At 60.3% G+C, this 22765-nt stretch carries 22 protein-coding genes and 1 pseudogene; 11 read left to right on the top strand and 12 right to left on the bottom strand.

Annotation, left to right across the window (positions count from 1 at the left end):
- Positions 1-3 precede the first annotated feature (3 nt).
- Complete coding sequence (locus tag HMPREF3142_RS20650) at positions 4-1032, bottom strand: Mal regulon transcriptional regulator MalI (RefSeq protein ID WP_008805079.1); 1029 nt, start codon at positions 1030-1032, stop codon at positions 4-6.
- A gap of 173 nt (positions 1033-1205) precedes the next feature.
- Here HMPREF3142_RS20650 and malX point away from each other — a divergent pair, with 173 nt between their 5' ends.
- Together malX and HMPREF3142_RS20640 are read left to right on the top strand one after the other, a co-directional pair.
- Positions 1206-2798, top strand: a complete 1593-nt coding sequence (gene malX, locus HMPREF3142_RS20645) for a maltose/glucose-specific PTS transporter subunit IIBC (protein WP_012541901.1) — start codon at positions 1206-1208, stop codon at positions 2796-2798.
- Between the two features lie 52 nt (positions 2799-2850).
- The gene (locus tag HMPREF3142_RS20640; RefSeq protein ID WP_070612520.1) at positions 2851-4023 is read left to right on the top strand and encodes a MalY/PatB family protein; all 1173 of its coding nucleotides are present in this window, start codon (positions 2851-2853) and stop codon (positions 4021-4023) included.
- 13 nt (positions 4024-4036) lie between these two features.
- On the opposite strand, the gene HMPREF3142_RS20635 is transcribed toward HMPREF3142_RS20640, so the two are convergent.
- A complete protein-coding gene (locus tag HMPREF3142_RS20635) occupies positions 4037-5065 on the bottom strand; it encodes a CorA family divalent cation transporter (protein ID WP_008805082.1) in 1029 nt (342 codons plus the stop codon).
- Between the two features lie 299 nt (positions 5066-5364).
- On the opposite strand from HMPREF3142_RS20635, the gene ydfZ reads away from it, so the two are divergent.
- On the top strand, positions 5365-5568 hold the full coding sequence (gene ydfZ, locus HMPREF3142_RS20630; RefSeq protein WP_004151566.1) for a putative selenium delivery protein YdfZ: 204 nt from the start codon (positions 5365-5367) through the stop codon (positions 5566-5568).
- A 69-nt stretch (positions 5569-5637) separates the two neighbouring features.
- Here ydfZ and HMPREF3142_RS20625 read toward each other — a convergent pair whose 3' ends face one another.
- Positions 5638-6117: a hypothetical protein gene (locus HMPREF3142_RS20625; RefSeq protein WP_162493319.1), complete on the bottom strand. Its 480-nt coding sequence runs from the start codon at positions 6115-6117 to the stop codon at positions 5638-5640.
- 236 nt (positions 6118-6353) lie between these two features.
- Between HMPREF3142_RS20625 and HMPREF3142_RS20620 the strand changes: the two genes are divergently transcribed.
- From HMPREF3142_RS20620 to HMPREF3142_RS20605, 4 genes are all read left to right on the top strand, one after another.
- Positions 6354-6707, top strand: a complete 354-nt coding sequence (locus HMPREF3142_RS20620; protein ID WP_022066007.1) for a DUF1304 domain-containing protein — start codon at positions 6354-6356, stop codon at positions 6705-6707.
- Between the two features lie 103 nt (positions 6708-6810).
- On the top strand, positions 6811-8022 hold the full coding sequence (yedE, locus tag HMPREF3142_RS20615) for a selenium metabolism membrane protein YedE/FdhT (protein WP_012541906.1): 1212 nt from the start codon (positions 6811-6813) through the stop codon (positions 8020-8022).
- Complete coding sequence (gene yedF / locus HMPREF3142_RS20610) at positions 8019-8252, top strand: sulfurtransferase-like selenium metabolism protein YedF (RefSeq protein WP_002903233.1); 234 nt, start codon at positions 8019-8021, stop codon at positions 8250-8252. Before yedE ends, yedF begins: the two co-directional genes overlap by 4 nt.
- A 260-nt stretch (positions 8253-8512) precedes the next feature.
- Positions 8513-8905 (top strand): DUF1398 domain-containing protein, encoded by a 393-nt coding sequence (locus HMPREF3142_RS20605; RefSeq protein ID WP_008805086.1) that lies wholly within the window; start codon positions 8513-8515, stop codon positions 8903-8905.
- Positions 8906-8943: 38 nt separating this feature from the next.
- On the opposite strand, the gene HMPREF3142_RS20600 is transcribed toward HMPREF3142_RS20605, so the two are convergent.
- Positions 8944-9102: a YqaE/Pmp3 family membrane protein gene (locus HMPREF3142_RS20600; protein WP_002903230.1), complete on the bottom strand. Its 159-nt coding sequence runs from the start codon at positions 9100-9102 to the stop codon at positions 8944-8946.
- Between the two features lie 282 nt (positions 9103-9384).
- Here HMPREF3142_RS20600 and gap point away from each other — a divergent pair, with 282 nt between their 5' ends.
- On the top strand, positions 9385-10383 hold the full coding sequence (gap, locus tag HMPREF3142_RS20595; protein ID WP_016160929.1) for a type I glyceraldehyde-3-phosphate dehydrogenase: 999 nt from the start codon (positions 9385-9387) through the stop codon (positions 10381-10383).
- A 48-nt stretch (positions 10384-10431) separates the two neighbouring features.
- Here gap and aldA read toward each other — a convergent pair whose 3' ends face one another.
- Positions 10432-11871, bottom strand: a complete 1440-nt coding sequence (aldA, locus tag HMPREF3142_RS20590; RefSeq protein WP_022066005.1) for an aldehyde dehydrogenase — start codon at positions 11869-11871, stop codon at positions 10432-10434.
- Here aldA and HMPREF3142_RS29560 point away from each other — a divergent pair.
- Entirely contained in the window at positions 11870-12007 is a 138-nt protein-coding gene (locus HMPREF3142_RS29560) for a hypothetical protein (protein WP_012541908.1), read from the top strand. The two genes, aldA and HMPREF3142_RS29560, sit on opposite strands and share 2 nt — an antisense overlap.
- A 61-nt stretch (positions 12008-12068) precedes the next feature.
- Here the strand turns inward: HMPREF3142_RS29560 and HMPREF3142_RS20585 are convergent, their stop codons facing one another.
- The gene (locus HMPREF3142_RS20585; RefSeq protein WP_070612518.1) at positions 12069-12869 is read right to left on the bottom strand and encodes a YdcF family protein; all 801 of its coding nucleotides are present in this window, start codon (positions 12867-12869) and stop codon (positions 12069-12071) included.
- 380 nt (positions 12870-13249) lie between these two features.
- Between HMPREF3142_RS20585 and HMPREF3142_RS20580 the strand changes: the two genes are divergently transcribed.
- The gene (locus HMPREF3142_RS20580; protein ID WP_070612516.1) at positions 13250-14575 is read left to right on the top strand and encodes an MFS transporter; all 1326 of its coding nucleotides are present in this window, start codon (positions 13250-13252) and stop codon (positions 14573-14575) included.
- 210 nt (positions 14576-14785) lie between these two features.
- Here the strand turns inward: HMPREF3142_RS20580 and HMPREF3142_RS20575 are convergent, their stop codons facing one another.
- From HMPREF3142_RS20575 to HMPREF3142_RS20550, 6 genes are read right to left on the bottom strand one after another with little or no spacing between them, the layout of a single operon-like run.
- A complete protein-coding gene (locus HMPREF3142_RS20575; protein ID WP_008805091.1) occupies positions 14786-16216 on the bottom strand; it encodes an amino acid permease in 1431 nt (476 codons plus the stop codon).
- 9 nt (positions 16217-16225) lie between these two features.
- Positions 16226-17221, bottom strand: coding sequence for a succinylglutamate desuccinylase (gene astE / locus HMPREF3142_RS20570; protein ID WP_008805092.1), 996 nt, complete (start codon positions 17219-17221; stop codon positions 16226-16228).
- A 10-nt stretch (positions 17222-17231) separates the two neighbouring features.
- The gene (gene astB, locus HMPREF3142_RS20565) at positions 17232-18572 is read right to left on the bottom strand and encodes an N-succinylarginine dihydrolase (protein ID WP_070612514.1); all 1341 of its coding nucleotides are present in this window, start codon (positions 18570-18572) and stop codon (positions 17232-17234) included.
- 21 nt (positions 18573-18593) lie between these two features.
- The gene (astD, locus tag HMPREF3142_RS20560) at positions 18594-20060 is read right to left on the bottom strand and encodes a succinylglutamate-semialdehyde dehydrogenase (protein ID WP_012968349.1); all 1467 of its coding nucleotides are present in this window, start codon (positions 20058-20060) and stop codon (positions 18594-18596) included.
- A complete protein-coding gene (gene astA, locus HMPREF3142_RS20555) occupies positions 20051-21073 on the bottom strand; it encodes an arginine N-succinyltransferase (RefSeq protein WP_168443620.1) in 1023 nt (340 codons plus the stop codon). The genes astD and astA overlap by 10 nt, the downstream gene beginning before the upstream one ends.
- A gap of 18 nt (positions 21074-21091) precedes the next feature.
- Positions 21092-22297, bottom strand: coding sequence for a bifunctional succinylornithine transaminase/acetylornithine transaminase (locus HMPREF3142_RS20550; protein ID WP_012968351.1), 1206 nt, complete (start codon positions 22295-22297; stop codon positions 21092-21094).
- A gap of 169 nt (positions 22298-22466) precedes the next feature.
- On the opposite strand from HMPREF3142_RS20550, the pseudogene HMPREF3142_RS29555 reads away from it, so the two are divergent.
- A pseudogene (locus HMPREF3142_RS29555) lies at positions 22467-22613 on the top strand (hypothetical protein).
- The last annotated feature ends 152 nt before the right edge of the window (positions 22614-22765 follow it).

Below are 22765 nucleotides of genomic sequence, written 5' to 3'. Positions count from 1 at the left end.
CCCTCATTTCCGTGTCACCAGCCGCGGCGGCATAATCTGGTTTCGCGCCTCGCCGGTACCTTCCTCCAGCCGTCGCAGCATCGACTCTGCCAGGGTTTTCCCCATCTCGCGCGCCGGGGTCGTTACCCAGGTGAGCGGCAGGTCATCCAGCGCCGCCTCCGGCACGTCGGCGAAGGCCGCCAGCGCCACCCGCTGTTCGAAATAGCTCTCGACGCCATCCTCTCCGCTCTGCCTTCCGGCCCGCAGTAAACCAAACCACGCGCCGGTGGCCACCACGTTGTTGTAGCACAGCACCGCGGTGATGGTCGGGTTCTGGCGCAATAGCCCCGCCATCGCCTCCGCCGCCTGCTTCTGGCTCGACTCGCACTCCAGCACCCATTCGCTGTGAAACGGCAGACCGTATTTCAGCAAGGTGGCGCAATAGCCGCCGACCCGCTCGGCGCGCGTCAGCGACGAGCTCTGCCCGCCAAGCCAGGCGATCCGCTGATGGCCGCGGCGGATAAGATGCTCGGTCACCAGCTGCGCCGCCTGCATGTTGTCCGGGCGGATCAGGTCGACATCGTCAAGGTAGCTGGCGCGGGAAGCAAACACCAGCGGCACGCCGGCCTGCGCGGCCCGCTCGCGCAGTTCGCTCCCGCGATCGATCGACCCGGCGATGATCACCCCGTCGACCCCCTGCGCCGCGAGGGTATCAAACCGCTGATCTATCTTCTCGCCGCTGCGCCCGCCCTGGGTGAGGAACACCATTTTCCCCTGCCTTTCCAGGGCGTCGGTGAGGCCGGCGGTTAATTCGGCGTAAAACGGCTTTGACAGATCGCTAACGATAAGGCCAATCACCCCGCTCTGCCCGCCACGCAGCGAGGCGGCCTGGCGGTTGCGCACGAATCCCAGCTGTTCGATGGCCTGATTAACTCGCTCGCCGGTGGCGCTGGAGATGCGCCCTTTACCGCTCAGCACCAGCGAGACGGTGCTCACGGAGACCCCGGCGGCCTGCGCCACATCATTGATGGTGATCTTTTTTGCGATAGCCATAACGTGCTGGCTGACTCCCTTGCCTGTCGATAAAACGTTTTATCATTGTGCAATCTTTATAAACCTTATTATCGCTTGATTATGTGATTTTTATCGCACTAAAAACTGGTAAAACGTTTTATCTTGCCGTGGCGTTAGTTCTTCCCGACCACTTGAGAATCAGGAACCGTGTTATGACGGCGAAAACAGCACCAAAAATCACTTTATGGGAGTTTTTCCAGCAGCTCGGAAAAACCTTTATGCTGCCCGTAGCGTTGCTCTCGTTTTGTGGGATCATGCTGGGGATCGGCAGTTCGTTAAGCAGTCACGATGTTTTGACGCTGCTGCCGTGGCTGGATATGCCGCTGCTGCAGGCCATCTTTATCTGGATGAGCAAAGTCGGCTCCTTTGCCTTCAGCTTCCTGCCGGTCATGTTCTGTATCGCCATCCCACTGGGGCTGGCGCGGGAGAACAAAGGCGTCGCCGCCTTCGCCGGCTTTGTCGGCTACGCGGTCATGAACCTGGCGGTCAACTTCTGGCTGACGGCGAAAGGCATTCTGCCCACCACCGACGCCGCGATCCTGAAGGCCAACAATATCCAGAACATCATCGGTATTCCGTCGATCGATACCGGGATCCTCGGCGCGGTTATCGCCGGGATTATCGTCTGGCTGCTGCATGAACGCTTCCATAACATTCGCCTGCCGGACGCCCTGGCCTTCTTCGGCGGCACCCGCTTCGTGCCGATCATCACCACCGTGGTGCTGGGTCTGGTCGGGTTGGCGATCCCGCTGGTGTGGCCAGTCTTCGCCATGGGGATCAACGCCCTCGGGAAGATGATCAACAGCGCCGGGGATTTTGGCCCGATGATCTTCGGCACCGGCGAGCGACTGCTGCTGCCGTTTGGCCTGCACCACATCCTGGTGGCGCTGATCCGCTTCACTGAAGCCGGCGGTACCCTCGACGTCTGCGGCCACAGCGTCAGCGGCGCACTGACCATCTTCCAGGCGCAGCTAAGCTGCCCAACCACCCACGGCTTCTCCGAAAGCGCCACCCGCTTCCTGTCGCAGGGTAAAATGCCGGCCTTCCTCGGCGGCCTGCCGGGAGCCGCGCTGGCGATGTACCACTGCGCCCGTCCGGAAAACCGGCATAAAATTAAAGGCCTGCTGATCTCCGGGGTCATCGCCTGCGTGGTCGGCGGCACCACCGAGCCGCTGGAGTTCCTGTTCCTGTTCGTCGCGCCGGTGCTGTATGTCATCCACGCGCTGCTGACCGGTCTCGGCTTTACCATCATGGCGGTGCTCGGGGTGACCATCGGCAACACCGACGGCAATATCATCGACTTCGTGGTGTTTGGCATCCTGCATGGCCTTGCGACCAAGTGGTATCTGGTGCCGGTGGTAGCGGCTATCTGGTTCGCGGTCTACTATGCCATCTTCCGCTTCGCCATTACCCGCTTCAATCTGAAAACGCCGGGCCGCGATATCGACACCGCCGCCAGCGTGGAGAAAGCCGTCGCCGGTACCATCGGCAAATCCGGCTATAACGTGCCGGCGATTCTGGCGGCGCTCGGCGGCGCCGAGAACATTGTTTCGCTGGATAACTGCATTACTCGTCTGCGTCTGTCGGTACACGATATGAGCAAAGTGGACGCCGCCGCGCTGAAAGCCCATCGCGCCATCGGGGTGGTTCAGCTCAATCAGCATAACCTGCAGGTGGTTATTGGCCCGCAGGTGCAGTCAGTAAAAGATGAAATGGCCGTATTGATGAATACCGTGCAGGCCTGACCCCACTGGTCCCCCTTCCGCGCGGAGGGGGACATTCGCTAAGGAAGTTCCGATGTTTGATTTTGCCACCCCCATCGACCGCCACGGTACCTGGTGCACACAGTGGGACTATGTCGCCGACCGGTTTGGCGCCGCCGACCTGCTGCCGTTCACCATCTCCGATATGGATTTCGCCACCGCGCCCTGCATTCTCGACGCCGTCAGCCAGCGGCTGGCCCACGGGGTGTTCGGCTACAGTCGCTGGCAGAACGAGGCGTTTCTCGGGGCGATTGCCCACTGGTACGCCAGCCGGTTTAACAGCGTCATCGATCCGCAAACGGTGGTCTACGGGCCGTCGGTTATCTACATGGTGGCGGAAACCATCCGCCAGTGGTCGAGCGAAGGCGACGGCGTCGTCGTCCATACCCCTGCCTACGATGCATTCTATAAGACCATCACCGCTAACCGCCGGGAGATTGCCCCGGTGCCATTGACCCTGACGAATAATCAATGGCACTGCGATATGGCCCGCCTGGAATCCGCGCTGGCGGAACCGAAGAATACCCTGCTGCTGCTGTGCAGCCCGCACAACCCAACGGGGAAAGTCTGGCGTCGCGAGGAGCTCCAAACCATGTCGGCCCTGTGTCAAAAACATGGCGTCAGGGTGATTAGCGACGAAATTCATATGGACATGACCTGGGGCGAACACCGCCATATCCCGTGGAGCGAGGTCGCTCAGGGGCCATGGGCGCTGTTCACCTCCGGTTCGAAGAGCTTTAATATTCCGGCCTTTACCGGGGCCTATGGCTTTATCCCCGAGGCGAACGCGCGCGACAGCTACCTGCAGGCGCTGAAGGCCCGCGACGGGCTCTCTTCTCCCTCCGTGCCGGCGCTGGTCGCCCATATCGCCGCCTATAGCGACGGGGCTCCCTGGCTCGACGCCTTGCGTGACTATCTGCAAGCGAATATGCGCTATGTCGCCGACACGCTTAACAATGCCTTCCCCGCACTCTGCTGGCAGCCGCCGGAGGCCACCTACCTGGCGTGGATCGACCTGCGCCCCCTGAACATCGACGACCACGCGCTACAGCAGGCGCTGATCGCCGAACAGAAGGTGGCGATTATGCCGGGTTATACCTATGGTCCTGAGGGCAACGGCTTTCTGCGCCTCAACGTCGGCTGCCCGCGCGAGAAGCTGGAACGCGGTGTCGAAGGACTGATTGCCGCCCTGCGCAGCCTCAGCTGATTCGACGCGCAATCTACAGGTCATCGCGCCGGCGGAATGCCAGGTAGCCGGCGCCGAGGGTAAAGATGGCGACTATCACCACCAGCAGGATAAACCCGTGGTGGTTACTCGCCAGCGGGATCCCCCCGACATTCATGCCGAAGAAGCCAGCGACGATGTTAATCGGCAGCGCGAGGACCGTGATCACCGTCAGGGTGTAGAGGGTGCGGTTGCTCTGCTCCAGCTGGCGGGCGCCAATCTCCTCCTGCAGCAGACTGATGCGCTCGATCAGGCCGGACAGGTCATTGAGCACCACGCTAAACTCTTCGGTGAACTGACGAAACGCCTGCACCACTGCACGATCCATCCACGCCGGCGGCCGGTTGAGCAGCCGGAACATCGCCGCCGGCTCCGGCGCCAGCAGCCGCTGAAAACGTAAAAGCATCCGCCGCAGCCGCGCCAGATCGGCCCGGTTGCGCTGCACGTGATTGCTCAGGAGACGCTCTTCAATAAGGTCGACATGGCGGCTGGCCTGGCGGACGACCTGCTCCAGCACTTCCTCCTGCTCCTCCAGCAGAAAAGCCAGCAGCTCGGTAGAGGTATTCACCCTGAGCGTCTGCAGACGCGGCAGCATCCATTCGATAAACCGCAACGGTTTGAAGCGCGCCGTCACCACCAGCTTAGGGCTACAGTAGAGCCACAGCGTGGCGGTTTCCGCGCTGGTATCCTGCGGACGAAACAGCACATCGTTGAGCACAGCGAACAGATTCTCCCCCTGTCGCTCAATGCGGGTGGTGTGCGAGCCGCTGCGGATCTCCTCGAAGAAAAAGTCCGCCACCGGAAAGTGGCTGGTTAACCATTTTTCGGCGGTGGCATGATTGAGATTCAGGTGTAACCAGATAAACGCCTTGTCATCGGCGAGCGCCTGATAACGGGCGCACACCTCGCCAGAGGCGATGGGCTGCGGGGGGCGCTGTTCATGAAACAGATAACCATGCACCAGACCGGAAACTTCACTATCAAAATCGGGCTTTAACATCTTCGCGGTGACGTCTTGACTCATGGCTCCCTCAGGACACGCACTGGCACTGTTGATGCCCGAATAGCGCCATCTTTCGCTATTTTCCTCGGGCTGGCAAGGTTAATAATCTGGTCATAAAACAGTAACCTGAATGACATATTGCCGTCAGTGTCGCGCGCCACGCAGGCGATGCGATCGGCCTGAATAGAGGGGACTTGTGGCCCTTTTCGCTCCGGGATTATTAAAATAAATTTGATTATCCTCAAAACTTTTTTAGGCAAAAAAGCGTATTACTTTAGCCGCTTAATCATTGCTTACCCTGGTTTATTGAGGAGGAGACCATGAAAACCTATGACCGTAATCGTAACGCTATTGCTACCGGCAGCATGGTAATGATCGCCGGTAACGGCACAACAGGCGTGATTAAAGCTATCCATGGTGAAGGGAAAACCGCCGAGCAGCTTCGCCGCGCGGACTGCGTTGAAATCGACGGCTGCGAGGGCCGCTTTTGCCCGTTAGATCTGATCCGTCTCGGCTTCCATTAATTCCTGCCGCCAGGTCATCAGTAGCAGGCCACCTGAGGCGGCCTGCTCTTTTCCCGGATAATAAAGCGGCTAGCGAAAGCTCCACTGAATACTCATCACAAAGATCGCCGGCACAATAATGCCGCCTTCCACACCGAAATAATCGGTGAAGTTATATTGCAGACCATGATAGAGGTAGGGCGAAAAACCGACGCCGGTGATTTTTTTGGCGGTGCGGTAGGTGCCGGAATCCCCACAGTGGCTGAAGGCGTCAAAGAAAAATTCCCCGGTATAGGCATACACCCCTTTCAGCACCCAGCCGGTATCGTTTTTCAGCCAGTCGCGGCGCACGCCGAGGGTCAAACAGCGATCGTCAAAGCTGTTTTTCATCGTTCCGACCAGCACGCTGTATTTTGAATCCTGAGAAAACTTGCGCTCCACCGAGAAAAAATTGTTATTGAAATGCTCGTTATATTGTCCGTGGTTACCGGTCATATGATAAACATAGGAGCCGGTATTCATCGAATAGAGGTTTAATTCCCCGGCCTGCGCCGACGGCATGGCAACCACCAGTAGCCCTGATAACAAAATCCATAATTTATTTAACATTCAGTAACCTACGCCACACCCGTAAAAAAGAACCCGGCATACTAGCACCGCTAAACTAAACCGAAGGGCAATCAGATAACCGACGCTGGTCGCGGCAGAAAACATGACCCTATCTGCACTATAGCAGCGGCGCTCCCGCTTCGTTAGCGCTTGCAGCTATACTGCAGACACATTCATCTTATTGATTAAGGACTGCTGTGTTAGCCACTCTCCTCGTTGCGCTGGTCGCTATTATTCATCTCGCCATCCTGGTGCTGGAGATGTTTCTCTGGGAAGCCCCCGCCGGGCGCCGGGCCTTTAACCTCAGCGCCGATTTCGCCCGGGAGACCCGGGTGCTGGCGGCCAACCAGGGGTTGTATAACGGTTTTCTGGCCGCCGGCCTGGCGTGGGGGCTGTGGCTGGGGGCGCCGGGGGTGCAGGTGGTTATCTTTTTCCTGGCCTGCGTGCTGGTCGCCGGGATTTTCGGCGCGCTAACCGCCAGCCGCAAAATTCTCTATATTCAGGCGCTGCCCGCACTGCTGGCGCTGCTTGCCGTGGTGGCGCAAGCGTAGGGCCTTGATCCAAAACAGAGAAAGCAGGCGTTAAGGCGGGTACTATTTGCCCCCTTCGGTCGGTCATCGACCTTTAATACCTTCTGAGTTCAGAGGCATTTTTATGACATGGCAATCCTTCAAACAGGCCTGGCTTATCCGGTTCTGGTCCCCTGTCCCGGCGGTCATCGCGGCGGGCATCCTCTCTACCTACTATTTTGGCATCACCGGCACCTTCTGGGCGGTGACCGGCGAATTCACCCGCTGGGGTGGTCAGCTGCTGCAACTGCTGGGCGTCCACAGCGAACAGTGGGGCTATTACCAGCTGATTCATCTCGAAGGGACGCCGCTGACCCGCATCGATGGCAGGATGATCATCGGCATGTTCGGCGGCTGCCTGGCCGCCGCGCTGTGGGCCAATAACGTCAAACTGCGCTTTCCACGCAGCCGGATCCGCATTGTGCAGGCCGTGGCAGGCGGCATCATCGCCGGGTTCGGCGCACGTCTGGCGATGGGCTGCAATCTGGCGGCTTTTTTCACCGGTATTCCGCAGTTCTCCCTGCACGCCTGGCTGTTTGCCATCGCCACCGCCATCGGCTCCTGGTTTGGCGCCCGCTTCACGCTGCTGCCCCTTTTTCGCATCCCGGTAAAAATGCAAAAGGTGTCCGCCGCCTCGCCGTTAACCCAAAAACCGCAGCAGGCGCGCCGCCGTTTCCGGCTGGGCATGGTGATCTTTTTCGCCATGATCGGCTGGGGCCTGCTCACCGCCGCAGACCACCCGGCGCTCGGCCTGGCGATGCTGTTCGGCATCGGCTTCGGTCTGCTTATTGAGCGCGCGCAGATCTGCTTTACCTCCGCCTTTCGCGATATGTGGATCACCGGCCGGACGGTGATGGCGAAGGCGATTATCTTCGGCATGGCGGCGAGCGCCATCGGTATCTTTAGCTATGTGCAATTGGGGATGGCGCCGAAAATTATGTGGGCCGGTCCCAATGCGGCGATTGGCGGGCTGCTGTTTGGCTTTGGCATCGTGCTGGCCGGCGGCTGTGAAACCGGCTGGATGTACCGGGCGGTGGAAGGCCAGGTTCACTACTGGTGGGTTGGGCTGGGCAATGTCATTGGCTCAACGCTGCTCGCCTGGTGCTGGGACGATATCGCCGCTCCGCTCGCCACCCACTGGCAGAAAATCAACCTGCTGAACGCCTTCGGTCCCTTCGGCGGGCTGCTGGCGACCTATCTGCTGCTGCTGATCGCCCTGCTGCTGGTGATCGCCTGGGAAAGACATTTTTTCCGCCGCCAGTCGACGGCGGTCCGGACCGTGAAGGAGAGCGCATGAAAAACATCATCCCTGATTATCGCCTGGATATGGTCGGCGAACCCTGCCCCTATCCGGCCGTGGCCACTCTGGAGGCGATGCCCTCCCTGCAAAAAGGCGAGATCCTGGAAGTGGTCAGCGACTGTCCGCAGTCGATCAATAACATTCCACTCGATGCCAGGAACCACGGCTATACGGTGCTGGATATTCAGCAGGATGGCCCAACCATTCGCTATCTGATCCAGAAATAGCCGCGGCTCATGACCCCGCCGGCGACGAACATCGCCGGCGCTAATTTCGCCCCTTCCCGTCTTATCACACCTTCTGCCTGCCTCGAGGATCCCCTGCGAACCTTTGCAATAGCTTGTAACACTTGAAACGATGTTCCAGTTACATAATAACCATTAATATAACGCGCCTATATTATTAAAATACGAATAAGTAAACGTGTGAATGGTTTATGCCGACAGACGCCTAAACCATGCGCAGCAACAACACAACAAGGATTGAAATGGAACTGCTGGCAAGGCTGGGTCACTTTTTCGAACAGGTTCGCGCGGATGCCGATTTTACCACCTTCGCCAGTGAACTCCGCCGGCATCAGGTCTCCTACTACATCTATTTTGTCTCCACCGGCAATATGAATTTCGTGATGGCAAACGACGAGGTGATTTCGATAAAAAGCGCCCGCGGCCTGCTACGCGTGCGCAGCGCCCCCAGCCATCGACTGACCTCGGCCGCGGTCATCCGCCATTTTGCCGGCGCCATCAACTTTGAACAGTACTGCAAGGATCTCGCCAGCGCCGGCGTGTTTAAGTGGATTGTTGATCTGGAAGAGGAGACCCGGCACTACTGGTCGAAGGATAATACGCTGCTGTATAAAGAGAGCCTGATGCCCCCCTGAGCGGGTCCCAGGGGGAGGCGTGGTTATCTGCTCGCCCCTCAGTCGCGGGTCTGCACCCAGAAAGCGTGGATCAGGCCAGGAATATAGCCCAGCAGGGTCAGAATAATGTTGAGAATAAACGCCCAGCCGAAGCCTTTCCCCAGCAGTACGCCCAGCGGCGGCAGAATAATAGTGAAAACGATTCTCCAGAATCCCATAACCTCTCCCTTCGTCTAACGTCAATATTTTACTAAGCTATTCAATAGTTAAGCATAGACGCTTTTCACCGCTTCGCCAGCAGGCGGCCCCCTCATCTCCGGTAACAAAAATTATTCCCTGCCGTCAGCGCTAAAAAAGGCCGGGAAAACATCCACTTTTTTCCTCCCCGGCCCGCAAGCGCTGGCATACCGCACAGATTGTCAGTTGACCAATCAGGGGGACAGGACTAAGCCTGGAGGAGTTTTATCACATCGAGTCGTTTTACCAACCGGAGAATGTCCATGAGTAAACTTGGGATTAATGGATTTGGTCGTATCGGACGTTTGGTGTTACGCCGTTTATTAGAAGTCGACAGCAGCCTGGAAGTGGTGGCTATCAACGACCTCACCTCGCCAAAGGTACTGGCCTACCTGTTAAAGCATGATTCAAACTACGGCCCCTTCCCGTGGAGCGTCGACTTTACAGAAGATGCGCTGATCGTCAACGGCAAAACCATTACGGTGTATGCCGAAAAAGAGGCGCAGCATATTCCGTGGCAGGCGGCAGGCGCAGAGGTGATTGTGGAGTGTACCGGGTTTTACACCTCGGCCGAGAAATCGCAAGCCCATCTCCAGGCCGGCGCGCGCAAAGTGCTGATTTCCGCCCCCGCTGGCGAGATGAAAACCATCGTCTACAACGTCAACGATGACACCCTGACCCCGGATGACACCATCATCTCCGTGGCCTCCTGCACCACCAACTGCCTGGCGCCGATGGCCAAAGTCCTCCAGGATGCCTTCGGCATCACCGTGGGCACCATGACCACCATCCATGCTTATACCGGCACCCAGTCGCTGGTGGACGGGCCGCGCGGCAAAGATCTGCGCGCCTCCAGAGCGGCGGCAGAAAACGTCATCCCGCACACCACAGGTGCGGCAAAGGCCATCGGCCTGGTGATCCCCGCCCTGAGCGGTAAACTGAAGGGCCATGCCCAGCGTGTGCCGACAAAAACGGGTTCGGTGACAGAGCTGGTGTCGGTGCTGGAGAAAAAAGTGACTGCGGATGAGGTCAATCAGGCGATGAAGCAGGCGGCTGAGGGCAATGAATCCTTCGGCTACACCGAAGAAGAGATTGTCTCTTCCGACATCATCGGCAGCCATTTCGGCTCGATCTACGATGCCACCCAGCTGGAGATTGTGGAGGCCGGCGGCGTACAGCTGGTGAAAACCGTCGCCTGGTATGATAATGAATACGGCTTCGTCACCCAGCTGATCCGCGTGCTGGAGAAATTCGCCCGCTAAGCGAACGGCGGGCCGCCTGAGCTGCCCGCCGGCTCGGAGTTAAGTACCTCAGGCCTGCAGATAGACCACCTGAGTCTGCAGGTACTCATTCAACCCGTGGCGGCCATCAGCGCCGCCGATCCCCGATTTGCGCCAGCCGGCGTGGAAACCCTGCATCGCCTCAAAGTTTTCCCGGTTGATATAGGTTTCGCCGAACTTCAGTCCCTTAATCGCCTTCATCGCCACGTTCAGATCGCGGGTATAGATCGAGGAGGTCAGGCCATAGTCGCTGTCATTGGCCATCGCCAGCGCCTCATCAAGGGTCGAAAACGCCACCACCGGCAGCACCGGCCCGAAGGTTTCCTCGTGGATAATGTCCATCTCCTGACGCACATCCAGCAGCAGGGTCGGCGGATAAAAATAGCCTTTGCCCTCCAGCGGCTGGCCGCCCAGCGCCACCCGCGCCCCCTGCGCCACCGCCTTCGCCACTTTGCCCGCCACCTGGTCCCGCGCCGCCGCGTTGATCAGCGGCCCCATCGCGATGTCATCCCGCGTCGCCGGGTCGCCAAACTGCACGGCCTTCATCGCCTCGCCGAGGCGGTTGACGAAGCGGTCGTAAATGCCCTGCTGAACATAGACCCGCTCGACGCAGTTACACACCTGCCCGGTGTTAATCACCCGCGAGTCCACCACCGCTTTCACCGCCAGCTCCAGATCCGCATCATCCATCACAATGGCTGGCGCTTTGCCGCCGAGTTCGAGGCACACTTTGGTGATATTTTTCGCCGCAGCGGCCATGATTTTCTCTCCTGCCGCCACGCTACCGGTCATGCTGACCATCGCCACCTTTGGATTGCCGGCCAGCTCCTGACCAACGGTTTCTCCGCGGCCGAGCACCAGGTTAAAGACCCCTTTCGGCAACCCAACCTGATGGACGATCTCGGCAAAGGCGATGGCATTATTGGGCGTAAATTCGCTGGGCTTAATGACGATGGTATTCCCGGTGATCAGGGCCGGCGCCAGCTTGCGGGCGATAAGAAAGAACGGGAAGTTCCACGGCAGGATCCCGGTGGTCACCCCCAGCGCGCGTTTAAAGACGAGGATATTCTCCCCAGGGCGATCGCTCTGCACGATCTCGCCTTCGTAACGGCGCGCCCATTCGGCCATATAGTCGAGATAGTCCGCGGTGAATGCGACTTCCACCGCAGCCAGCTGCTGGATCTTGCCGCCTTCAGCCACGATCAGCCCGGCAATCTCTTCAGCACGCTGGCGGATACCAGCGGCAATTTTGCGTAACCAACCCGCACGCTCAATGGCCGGCAGCGCTTCCCAGGCGGGCTGGGCGCGCTCAGCCGCGTCAATCGCCAGCCGCGCCTCTTCGGCAGTCCCGTCCGGGATCCGCGACAGCAGCGCTTCGGTCGCCGGGTTAAGCACGTCGATCCAGCCGTCGCCGCGACCGGAAACGAACTGGCCATCAATATACATTTGGTGTTGAACGGGTGCTGTCATGGCTGCTCCTGTAGTGCGTTTGTATTTAACAAGTGATTTTTTTGTTAAATATCGGGCGGATAAGCCGTGGCTTCGCAGCACGTTGGCGCCGTTCTGTGAGCTGATTCATAAAACCGGGCCAAAAATGCCCGGTTGAGGTTACATTCCAATAACACAAATTGCCCGTTTGCGATAAATCTGCCGCAAACGGGCAGTTTTCAGCTGAGGGTGCGGGCCTGCAGCGCCCCGGCAAGCTGGCCGTCCTCCCGCAGCTGTCGCCAGGCATCGATGATCTCCGGCGGGAAGGTGACGTGGCTGATGAAGTCTTTCCCCCGCGGACCGTATCCTTCAGGCGTATCCTGCAGGCGCGGCAGCTCGCCCAGCAGCAGCGCCAGGTAGCGGGCGACCGGCCACAGCCCCGCCCCGCCGCCCGCGAACCCCAGTTGACCATCGGTCTGCTCCAGCACCGGCGAGCAGCCGGGAAAGCTCAGCCACTGTGGCGGCGTCGTCACCCCCTGCCAGACGCGGGCGAAGGTGGCCATGGTTCGCCGCTGCATGGTGGGGTCCTGAATGACGATCCCGCGACGATGAGGGATCCCCCCGTTCTCCAGCGTGGTCCGGGTAAAACGGGCGTTCTCGCCGCAGTTGGTCGACTGGTCCTCCACCACCAGCCGCGAGCGCGGAATGTGCCAGTAGTCATGAGCAATATCGGCCAGAATATGCGCTTCCGGACGCCCCACCACCGGCAACATACGGTAACGGGTATCCTGGCGCACCGCCTCGTAGAGATAGTTCGTAGAATGTCCCACGCCGCCGCTGATCAGCAGCGGGACTTCCCGTTCCGCCGCCAGCCGGCAGGCGGCGTCGATGGTCGGGATCACGGCGTTGCCGGCCAGCACCACCACGTCCACCTGCGGCAGCGCGGGTAGCATCGCCAGATCGTCCTGCGCCAGCCAGGCGCCGACCTGGTTAGCCGCCGCCAGCGTCGCCGCCGACAGCCGGGGAAATTGTTCTGCCATTCTGTCTCCTTAATTCCCTCTCAGCCGATCGGAGAGGATGCTTTCGCCATCATAAACGCCGCCTCGCGGGAGGCAAAGCGGCGTTAATTTGTAACCATTTTGAAATAACAAGAAACATCTAAAAACAGGCGGGTTGCACCTGAACAACTCACTATGAAAATAACAAAAAACAGCAAAATCAGGTGGAAAATAAAAAATAGCGTCGCGGTTACACCAGTCCAAACCGCGTCATAACGCCCAGTTTGCCAGCGATGAACTTGCCAATTGTAACCTTCAACCCTAAGTTGCTTAACAATTACACAACCTTTTCACACCAGGTTGCACCCTGTTTACACAGAGTGACACCTGACCTATTTACCGTGGCGGGAGAACGTTTCGTAATGAGCAATCCACAAGACAACACTGCATCCATTCTGCAGAAAAACAAGAAGGTCCTGATCGCCAGCCTGACAGGCAGCGCCATCGAATGGTTCGATTATTTTCTCTATGGCACCGCCGCCGCGCTGGTGTTCAACAAAATCTTCTTTCCGATGGTCGACCCGGTCATCGGCCTGATCCTCTCCTGGCTCTCCTTCTCGCTGACGTTTTTTATCCGCCCCATCGGCGGCGTCATTTTCGCTCATATCGGCGATCGCATCGGCCGCAAGAGGACGCTGGTGCTGACCCTGTCGCTGATGGGCAGCGCCACGGTGGCGATCGGCCTGCTTCCCACCTATGAGATGGTGGGCCTCTGGGCGCCCGCCCTGCTGATAACCCTGCGCATTATTCAGGGCATGGGTATCGGCGGTGAATGGGGCGGTGCGCTGCTGCTGGCCTACGAATACGCGCCGGAGAAGCGGAAAGGCTTTTTCGGCAGCATTCCCCAAGCCGGCGTGACCATCGGCATGCTGATGGCGACGTTTATCGTCTCGCTGATGACCCTGTTTGACGAGACACAGTTTCTCGCCTGGGGCTGGCGTATACCGTTCCTGCTCAGCTCCGTCCTCGTTTTTCTCGGCCTGTGGATCCGCAAAGATATCGACGAAACGCCCGCCTTTAAGCAGGTGAAAAAATCCGGCCAGGTGGCGAAGGCCCCGCTGCGCGAAACGCTCAAGCACCACTGGCGGGAAGTGCTGATTGCCGCCGGTCTGAAAGTGGTGGAGACCGCCCCATTCTATATCTTCTCCACCTTTGTGGTCAGCTATGCCACCACCACCCTGAGCTACCAGAAGTCGCAGGCGCTGGAATCCGTGACCCTGGGCGCGCTGGTGGCCACCGTGATGATCCCGCTGATGGGGCTGCTGTCAGACAAGGTGGGGCGGCAAAAGATGTATACCCTGAGCGTGGTGCTGCTGGGGCTGTTTATCGTTCCGTGGTTCCTGCTGCTCGACACCGGCACCAACTGGGGCATCATGCTGGCGACGGTCGTTGCCTTCGGCATCCTGTGGGCGCCGGTAACTGCGGTGCTCGGCACCTTGTGCTCTGAGATTTTCAGCGCCAATGTGCGCTATACCGGGATCACCCTCGGCTACCAGCTGGGTGCCGCGCTGGCCGGGGGCACCGCGCCGCTTATCGCCACCGGTCTGCTGGCAAAATATGACGGGGACTGGCGGCCGGTGGCCGTTTATCTGGGCGTAACGGTGGTGATTTCGCTGCTGGCAATTTTCTGCGCCAGCCGGATGAAGTCCGCGCCGGGTGCGGCCCCTTCCCGGGCGGAAAGCGCCTAACCGCCGCCGTCTGGGCAGGTAGCGTGCCGACTATCCTGCCCGGCGGCGCTGCGCTTGCGCGGGCCTACAGAGGGAGATCACGCCGCGGGGGAAACCGCTCATCCCAGGCTCAGTAAGTCAGTAGGCCCGGTAAGGCGCCAGCCGCCACCGGGCAGAAACAGACGTAACGTCTTCACCTCCTGCTTAACCGGCCAGGTTGGCCGGCGGGTGTCAGGCGCTCTGGTTGTCCAGCGTCAGCTGCCCCTCGCGCCGCTGCTTCAGTTTCCAGAAGCCCCACAGCGCGATAAACCACAGCGGAGAAGCCAACAGCGCCAGCAGCGTGTCCGGGTCAAAGATCATGATGAAGATGGCGAAGGCGAAGAACAGCAGGCTCACCCAGCTCATCACCACCCCGGCAGGCATCTTAAAGATCGACCCGGCGTGCAGGTCCGGACGCTGGCGACGATAGACCAGATAGGCCACGAGGATCATCCCCCAGCTGAACACCACCATAATCGCCGCCAGGGTCGAGACGATGGTGAACAAGGTCATCACATTCGGCACCAGGAACAGCAGCAGCGTGCCGATCAGCATGCAGAAGCAGGAGAACAGCAGGCTACGCACCGGGATGCGGGTATTGCGCGACAGGATGCGAAACTGCCAGTGCGCATGCTTCTCCACCGACAGGCCGTACAGCATGCGGGTGCTGGAGAAGACGCCGCTGTTGGCCGAGGACATCGCCGAGGTTAGCGCCACAAAGTTAATCACCGCCGCCGCCGCGGGCAGCCCGGCTTTGGCAAACAGCGTCACGAACGGACTGGTCTCCGCCGATACCCCCGGCCAGGAGGCGACGGCGATAATCACCACCATCGACAGCAGATAGAAGATGATAATCCGCAGCGGCAGAGCATTGATCGCCTTGGGCAAAATGCGCTGCGGATCGCGGGTCTCCGCCGTCATGGTGCCCAGCAGCTCAATGCCGGTAAAGGAGAAGATCGCTATCTGGAAGCCGGCGAAAAAACCGGTGATACCGTGAGGCATAAAAGCCGTCGGGTCGGTAAGATGGCTGAGAGAAGCCGTCACGCCGTCCGGAGAAGTCCAGCCGGTGGCAATCATCCAGCCGCCGGTGCCGATCAGGGCGATAATGGTGATCACCTTGATCAGGGCGAACCAGAACTCCGCCTCGCCAAACATTTTCACCGACAGCAGGTTAAGCAGGAACAGGATCGCCAGCATGCTGAGGGCCGGCATCCATGCCGACAGTTCCGGGAACCAGTACTGCATATAGCTCCCGCAGACCACCACGTCGGCAATGCAGGTCACTACCCAGCTTAGCCAGTAGGTCCAGCCGAGGTAAAAGCTGGCCTGCGGCCCGAGATACTCGCCGACAAAGTCGGCAAACGAGCGGTAGTCATGGCGGGTGAGCAGCAGCTCCCCCATCGCCCGCATCACCATATAGGTAAAGAACCCGACCAGCACATAGATCACCAGAATCGAGGTGCCGGCGACGGCGATGTTGCGCCCCGCCCCCATAAACAGCCCGGTGCCGATGGCGCCCCCGAGGGCAATCATTTGAATGTGGCGGGCGCCGAGCCCGCGTTTAAGCTGTGACGCGCCCTCACCTCCGGCGGCAGGAGACGCCTGATGTTGATGTTCAGTCATGGTGTTTCCTCAGGCTGGTTGTGGGAGGCGAAGAGCCGCGGCGCGCAGCAGCAGCCCGGCGCGCTGACCGGTGGCGACCCCGGCATTGGGAAAGAGGATATAGGGGGCCCGGGCCTGCACCACCCACCGTTTCTCCGCCTGGCGAGCGATTTCGTATCCCGCCGGGAGCGCGGTGAAGTTCTCAACGTTGGCCGCGAGATTAAGCGTAAATTCCCCCTCGCGCTTGATGATGCTCTCCTCGACCAGGAAGTAGTCCACTGGCGCTTTGTCGCGCGGCGGTAGCGGCGCGTCAGAAATCCAGGCCCGGATCGCCGCGTCGGTAGCGGCGAACAGGCTGAGATCGTTGGCGCCGAACGGCATCACTTTCCCCAGCTCCAGGGTGGCGCTTTGCGCGGCGAACTTTTCGCAGGTGAAATGGGTGAAGGTGCCGCCCGCTTCGGTATGCCGCACGATGGCATCCATCCCGCTGGCCTGCAACAGCTGGTAGAAGCCAGGCGAAAAATCCCCGGCGTGGGCCGGGAGCAGCGCAAACTGGCGATACAGCGACCCGCGAATGGCGGTATGCATATCGAGATGGCTACGGTTGACCGGACCCGCCGCATCGGCGGCGCGATAGAAGGCCTGCACCGCTTGCTCCAGCGCAAAAGCCCGCCGCGACTCATTCCCCGGGGTGACCGCCAGATGGCGGCCGCCGAACAGGCGATTCAGGTCGTTGTGCAGATAGCGGCGTGCGGCGCGGATCGCCGGCAGGTTACCAAAGACGATCAGCAGCGCCTGAGTGAGCGGCTGCCGCCCCTGGCTCAGATCGTGGGTCAACTGCAGCAGCAGCTCCGTCGGCGCGGTCTCATTGCCATGCACGCCCGCGGAGAGGATCGTCGCCTGGCGCCACGGCGCCGTCGGCAGCAACTGCAGGATCCCCTCGCCCAGCCAGCGGGCCTCGATGCCCGCCGGGAAGCTCCACTCCTGCAGGCGGCAGTGCAGTAAATCGTTAACCAGGTGCTCCATCTGCCGCTCCTTAACGCTGAAAATCATAGACCGCGCCCAGGCGCAGGATCTGCGTCAGCTCATCCAGCGCCTGATAAACCTCGCGCAGCAGCTGCGGGTCCGCCAGATCGCGGGCGTGCAGCCGGTCGCGATAGTGTTTTTCCACCCATGCCGTCAGCTGCTGATAACGCTCGTCGTTCATCAGACTGTGGACGTTGACCGCCTGGCGTTCAGCCTCGTTGAGCACTACCCGCAGCCGCAGACAGGCCGGGCCGCCGCCGTTGCGCATGCTTTCCCGCAGGTCAAAGACCGCCACTTCATCGATCGGCGATGCGCTGTCGGCGGCGAGGTCGCTCAGATAGCGCCAGACGTTTTCCCGCTGGCGGCACTCCTCCGGCACCACGATCAGCATCTTGCCGTCAGGTTTACTCAGCAGCTGGCTGTTGAACAGGTAAGAGGCCACCGCGTCATCGAGCGACACCCGCTCGTCCGGCACTTCCACGCTGGTGAACGGGATATCCAGACTGTCGCTTTTAGCCCGTAGCGTCGCCAGCACCGTCGCCTGATCGACAAACGCCTGCTGATGGTGGAACAGCACATGGCGATTGCTGACCGCGATGACGTCGTTGTGAAACACGCCGCGATCGATAGCCTGCGGCGCCTGCTGGGCAAACACCGTGTAGCGCGGATCCAGCTGATGCAGGCGGGCCACCGCCTCGCTGGCCTCGAGGGTCTGCCGCGCCGGATACTTCACCGGGGCGATCCCGCCGCTGGCGCGTCGACCGTAGACAAAAAACTGCACCCCCTGTCGGTCATACTCCCGGCAGAAGCGGTTATGGTTGGCTGCCCCTTCATCGCCGAGGTCGCCATGCTGCGGCAGCGCCGCATGGTGGGCGAAGTAGCGCGGATCGGCGAACGTGGCGCCCAGGATCGCCGAGGTGGTGGGCGCCTCCTGCATACGGTGCAGCTTATTGTTCAGGTTGGCGACGGTGAAATGGACTTTGCCATCGGCGCTGTCCGCCGACGGTGAGACGGTCGCCGCATTGGCGGTCCACATCGACGAGGCGGAGCTGAAGGCGGAGAGCAGCTGCGGCGCCGCGTGGGCCGCCTGCCGGATGACCTGCTCATCGCTGCCCTGGAAACCGACTTCGCGCAGCAGACGTAGATTCGGACGCGGCTGCGGCGGCAGAATGCCCTGCACGAATCCGCGATCGGCAAGGGCTTTCATTTTATACAGCCCCTGCAGCGCCGCCTTTTTAGGGTTAGAGAGACCATCGCGGTTATTTTGCGAGGCTTCATTGCCGACGGAGAGTCCGGCGTAGTGGTGCGTCGGGCCGACCAGGCCATCAAAGTTTGCTTCAAAACCAGACATATGTCCTCACAGGATCCGTTATCAGAATGGCAGGCCCGGCGATACCGTCGCCGGGAGCGTCAGCGTATCGCTGACCAGAGAGGCCATCGGCCAGGCACAGTAATCAGCGGCGTACCACGCTGCCGCGCGATGGTTGCCGGAGGCGCCCACCCCGCCAAACGGCGCTTTACTCGAGGCGCCGGTCAGCGGCTTGTTCCAGTTGACGATCCCGGCCCGCGCCTCGTCCGCCAGCTGGTCAAACTGCGCCGCGTCGCTGGAGATCAGCCCGACGGCCAGGCCATAGCGGGTCTGGTTGGCAAGGCGGATGGCCTCCGGGAAATCGTCATAACGGATAACCGTCAGCAGCGGGCCAAAGTATTCTTCATCCGGCACCTCGATACCGGTGACGTCGACGATCCCCGGCGTCAGCACCGTGGAGCGCGGGTCGGGCTGGCGCATGCGCAGCAGCACCTTGCCGCCGAGCCCCTCCAGTTTTTGCTGCGCCGCCAGCATGTTCTGCGCGGCGTCGAGAGAAATCACTCCGCCCATAAACGGCGCGGGCTGGTCATCCCACTTGCCGGCGCGGATCTGCGCGCTGGCCGCGACCAGCCGCTGCAGCAGCGCATCCCCCTGCTCGCCGCGCGGCACGATCAGCCGGCGCGCGCAGGTGCAGCGCTGCCCGGCGGAGATAAACGCCGACTGGATAATCACATGCAGCGCCGCATCGACATCGGCCACGTCGGCGACGATCAGCGCGTTGTTGCCGCCCATCTCCAGCGCCAGCATCTTCTCCGGCTGGCCGCCGAAATAGCGATGGAAGTGGAAACCCGCCGCCGCGCTGCCGGTGAACAGTACGCCGTCGATATCACGATTTTCCAGCAGCGCCTGGCCAGTGGTTTTTCCGCCCTGCAGCAGATTGATCACCCCGTCAGGGACGCCCGCCTGCTGCCACAGCTGGACGGTCATTTCGGCGGTGGCCGGCGTCAGCTCGCTGGGTTTAAACACGATGGTATTCCCGGCAATCAGTGCCGGAATGATGTGCCCGTTGGGCAGGTGGCCCGGGAAGTTGTAGGGACCAAAGACCGCCATCACGCCATGCGGTTTGTGGCGCAGCTGTGCTTTTCCGTCCGGCAGCGTCGACTCATGAAAGCCCGTCCGCTGGTGATAGGCCTCGATGGAGATCGCGGCCTTGCCGATCATCGCCTGTACTTCGGTGCGGGTCTCCCACAGCGGCTTGCTGGTCTCCCGGGAAATCAGGGTCGCCAGCGCCTCTTTATGTGTCTCCAGCAGCGCGGCAAAACGCTCCACCACGGCAATACGCTCGGCCAGCGGCCGGTGCGACCAGGGGTAAAATGCCGCGCGCGCCGCGGCGCAGGCCGCCTGGACGTCGTCGGCACCCGCGCTGGCCGCCTGCCACAGCAGCGACTGATCCTCCGGGGCCAGTTTGCTCATCGTTGCCCCACTGCCCGCCTGCCACTGCCCGGCTATAAACTGTGCTTTTACCGCCATGATCTGTTTTCCTCTGGATTCAGGGTTACCGTATAAACGCGGTCGGTTTCACTGACCTGCAGCGCGTCCAGCGCGGCGGCGTCCAGTGAGACCTGCTCTTCGTGGGCCACCAGCAGCGCCCGGAAATTGTCGAACTGACCGTTGGCGACGAGCGTCGGCGCCGGCAGGGCGCCCATCAGCTGCTGGGCCGGCAGGCACTGGCTGTCGCGCACGGCGCGGATCTGATCGGTGTTCGCCTCCAGCACCGGTCCGGCATCGAAAATATCCACCGAGCCGCGCCAGCTGAATCCCTCTTTCTCGAGGATCGCCCGCGCCGGGGCGGTATTGGGATGCACCTGACCGATGACCTCGCGGGCCGCTTCCGGCAGCAGTGAGATATAGATCGGGTAAGCCGGCATCAGTTCGGCAATAAAGGTTTTCATGCCGGTGCCGGTCAGCCGGTCGGCATCGGCGAACGGGATGTCGAAGAAGTGATGGCCCAGCGCATCCCAGAACGGCGACTGCCCCTGCTCATCGCTGCAGCCGCGCAGTTCGGCAAACAGGTGCGGGGAAAACCACTCGCGGAAGGCGGCGATAAATAAAAAGCGCGCCTTGGAGAGCAGCAGACCATTGCGGTTGCGCTGATAGGCCGGGTCGAGAAACAGCGTACACAGTTCGCTGTGCCCGGTGTGGTCATAGCTGAGATTAAGCAGCTCCTGAGGCTTATAGACTCCCAGCGCTTTCGAGGCGCGAACCGTTTTCTGAATGCGAAAATTGTAAAACGGCTCGTCCAGGCCCACCGCGACCTCAATGGCGCTCACCCCCACCACCCGCGCCAGCGCGGTGTCTTCCAGTACAAACAGGAAACCCTGCTGGCCGCGCGGCAGTTCGCCGGCGAAGGTCTCGATACTGCGCCGGATCCGGGCCGCCAGGCGCTCGACGTCATGCGGTAAGGAGGTCATGCCGACCCCTGCCCGCGCGGCAAGGCGGACGATGTCGTCGAGATCGTTTTCCCGTACGGGACGAAATAGCATCACAGGCCGTCCTCCCGGTTAGCGGGTTAAGCGGGCAACGGCGCGATCAAGGCGCACGAAGGCTTCCGCAATATCCGCCAGCGGGATATTGAGCGCCGGCGCGAAGCGCAGCACGTCCGGGCCGGCAATCAGGGCGATCAGCCCCTCTTCCGCCGCCAGGTTGGTCAACGTTTTGGCCTTGCCGCGCAGCGGCCCCGCCAGCTCAGCGCCGATCAGCAGACCGGTGCCGCGCACGGCGCTGAACGCATCGTAACGGGCAGAGATCGCATTCAACTGGTCAACAATCAGCGCATGGCGCTCGCCAACGCCCGCCAGCAGCGGCGCATCGAGATGGGCCAGCACGGCGTTAGCGACGGTCGCCGCCAGCGGGTTGCCGCCGAAGGTGGTGCCATGGGTGCCCGGCTGGAAAACCTGTGCCCAGGCCTCTTTCGCCAGCATCGCGCCGATTGGGAAGCCGCCCCCCAGCCCTTTGGCGCTGGTGAGGATGTCCGGGACGACGTTGTAGTGCTGGTAGGCGTAGAGATGGCCGGTACGGCCCGCCCCGGTCTGCACCTCATCGAATATCAGGGTCGCGTGATGGCGATCGCAGAGGGTGCGCAGCGCCTGGAGGAACGCCGGGTCAGCGGGTATCACGCCGCCTTCGCCGATGATCGGCTCGACGATCACCGCACAGGTGCGCGAAGAGATGGCCGCGGTGACCGCCTCGATATCGTTATAGGGCAGATGGGTAATGCCCTGCGGCAGCGGAGCATAATCGCTGGAATATTTCGGCTGGCCGCCGACGGAGACGGTGAACAGCGTCCGGCCATGGAAGGCATGGTTGAAGGCGATGATTTCGCTTTTTTCACCACCAAACTTATCGTGAGCGTATTTCCGCGCCAGTTTGAGAGCGGCCTCGTTGGCTTCGGCGCCGGAGTTGCAGAAAAACACCTTATCGGCAAAGGTCGACTGCACGAGGGTTTTCGCCAGCTGCAGCACCGGCTCGTTGGTATAGCCATTGCCGATATGCCACAGTTTCGCCAGTTGATCCTGCAGGGCCTGAGCCAGCGCCGGATGGGCATGGCCTAAGGCATTCACCGCAATGCCGCCCGCCATATCGATATACTCTTTCCCCTGCTGGTCCCAGACGCGGGAACCCGCCGCCCTGACCGGAATAAACGGCGCGGGGGCAAAACAGGGAACCAGGTAAGCGTCAAAATCTTCGCGAGTCATAGTGCCTGACATCATTCATCTCCGGAACGTAAGACGACGGAAAACGCTCCCGCCGCGTTGGACAATCGACATTAACCCTGACCCTCGGCTTATTTTGGACACGAGCGCGCCCGCTGTGATGGCAAAAATATTCACCACAGGAAAAATAAGCCCTATTTATTTTGCGGGTATTTGTTAATTCATGGTTAACGTCATGTTGTTGTGTGGGCTAATGCTGGCCTGTGAACAATAAGATTGTCAATACGGGTGGAAGCAATTTATTCACTTTTTGAAGATCATCAAGATAATGAAAAACATAGAAAAAATATTTTTCTATGCACTTAAGTGAATAAAAAGTGAATTAAAATGCACAGCTTGCAGGTGGTTGGCGTGCGTAGTTATTCACTTAAAAAATAAAAAATCTAACAAAAATTTAAAAATCGGAATTGCCGTCAAATACCGCTTTATAAAATTGGTGATACCATTCATTGCACAGAGTTT

The organism is Klebsiella sp. HMSC16C06 (assembly GCF_001808325.1).
Taxonomy (GTDB): domain Bacteria; phylum Pseudomonadota; class Gammaproteobacteria; order Enterobacterales; family Enterobacteriaceae; genus Klebsiella; species Klebsiella variicola.
Note: the sequence above shows the minus strand (reverse complement) of the source record. Positions and strands in the feature narration are given on the sequence as shown.

Bases quoted from the DNA above. Each gene is read 5' to 3' on its own strand.
- yedF (WP_002903233.1), top strand. From the start codon at position 8,019: ATGAAAAACATCATCCCTGATTATCGCCTGGATATGGTCGGCGAACCC.
- HMPREF3142_RS20640 (WP_070612520.1), top strand. From the start codon at position 2,851: ATGTTTGATTTTGCCACCCCCATCGACCGCCACGGTACCTGGTGCACA.
- malX (WP_012541901.1), top strand. From the start codon at position 1,206: ATGACGGCGAAAACAGCACCAAAAATCACTTTATGGGAGTTTTTCCAG.
- ydfZ (WP_004151566.1), top strand. From the start codon at position 5,365: ATGAAAACCTATGACCGTAATCGTAACGCTATTGCTACCGGCAGCATG.
- astD (WP_012968349.1), bottom strand. From the start codon at position 20,060: ATGGCGGTAAAAGCACAGTTTATAGCCGGGCAGTGGCAGGCGGGCAGT.
- HMPREF3142_RS20580 (WP_070612516.1), top strand. From the start codon at position 13,250: ATGAGCAATCCACAAGACAACACTGCATCCATTCTGCAGAAAAACAAG.
- astA (WP_168443620.1), bottom strand. From the start codon at position 21,073: ATGCTATTTCGTCCCGTACGGGAAAACGATCTCGACGACATCGTCCGC.
- astB (WP_070612514.1), bottom strand. From the start codon at position 18,572: ATGTCTGGTTTTGAAGCAAACTTTGATGGCCTGGTCGGCCCGACGCAC.
- HMPREF3142_RS20635 (WP_008805082.1), bottom strand. From the start codon at position 5,065: ATGAGTCAAGACGTCACCGCGAAGATGTTAAAGCCCGATTTTGATAGT.
- HMPREF3142_RS20600 (WP_002903230.1), bottom strand. From the start codon at position 9,102: ATGGGATTCTGGAGAATCGTTTTCACTATTATTCTGCCGCCGCTGGGC.
- HMPREF3142_RS20550 (WP_012968351.1), bottom strand. From the start codon at position 22,297: ATGTCAGGCACTATGACTCGCGAAGATTTTGACGCTTACCTGGTTCCC.
- aldA (WP_022066005.1), bottom strand. From the start codon at position 11,871: ATGACAGCACCCGTTCAACACCAAATGTATATTGATGGCCAGTTCGTT.
- HMPREF3142_RS20605 (WP_008805086.1), top strand. From the start codon at position 8,513: ATGGAACTGCTGGCAAGGCTGGGTCACTTTTTCGAACAGGTTCGCGCG.
- HMPREF3142_RS20650 (WP_008805079.1), bottom strand. From the start codon at position 1,032: ATGGCTATCGCAAAAAAGATCACCATCAATGATGTGGCGCAGGCCGCC.
- gap (WP_016160929.1), top strand. From the start codon at position 9,385: ATGAGTAAACTTGGGATTAATGGATTTGGTCGTATCGGACGTTTGGTG.
- HMPREF3142_RS20585 (WP_070612518.1), bottom strand. From the start codon at position 12,869: ATGGCAGAACAATTTCCCCGGCTGTCGGCGGCGACGCTGGCGGCGGCT.
- HMPREF3142_RS20575 (WP_008805091.1), bottom strand. From the start codon at position 16,216: ATGACTGAACATCAACATCAGGCGTCTCCTGCCGCCGGAGGTGAGGGC.
- astE (WP_008805092.1), bottom strand. From the start codon at position 17,221: ATGGAGCACCTGGTTAACGATTTACTGCACTGCCGCCTGCAGGAGTGG.
- yedE (WP_012541906.1), top strand. From the start codon at position 6,811: ATGACATGGCAATCCTTCAAACAGGCCTGGCTTATCCGGTTCTGGTCC.
- HMPREF3142_RS29560 (WP_012541908.1), top strand. From the start codon at position 11,870: ATGGCTGCTCCTGTAGTGCGTTTGTATTTAACAAGTGATTTTTTTGTT.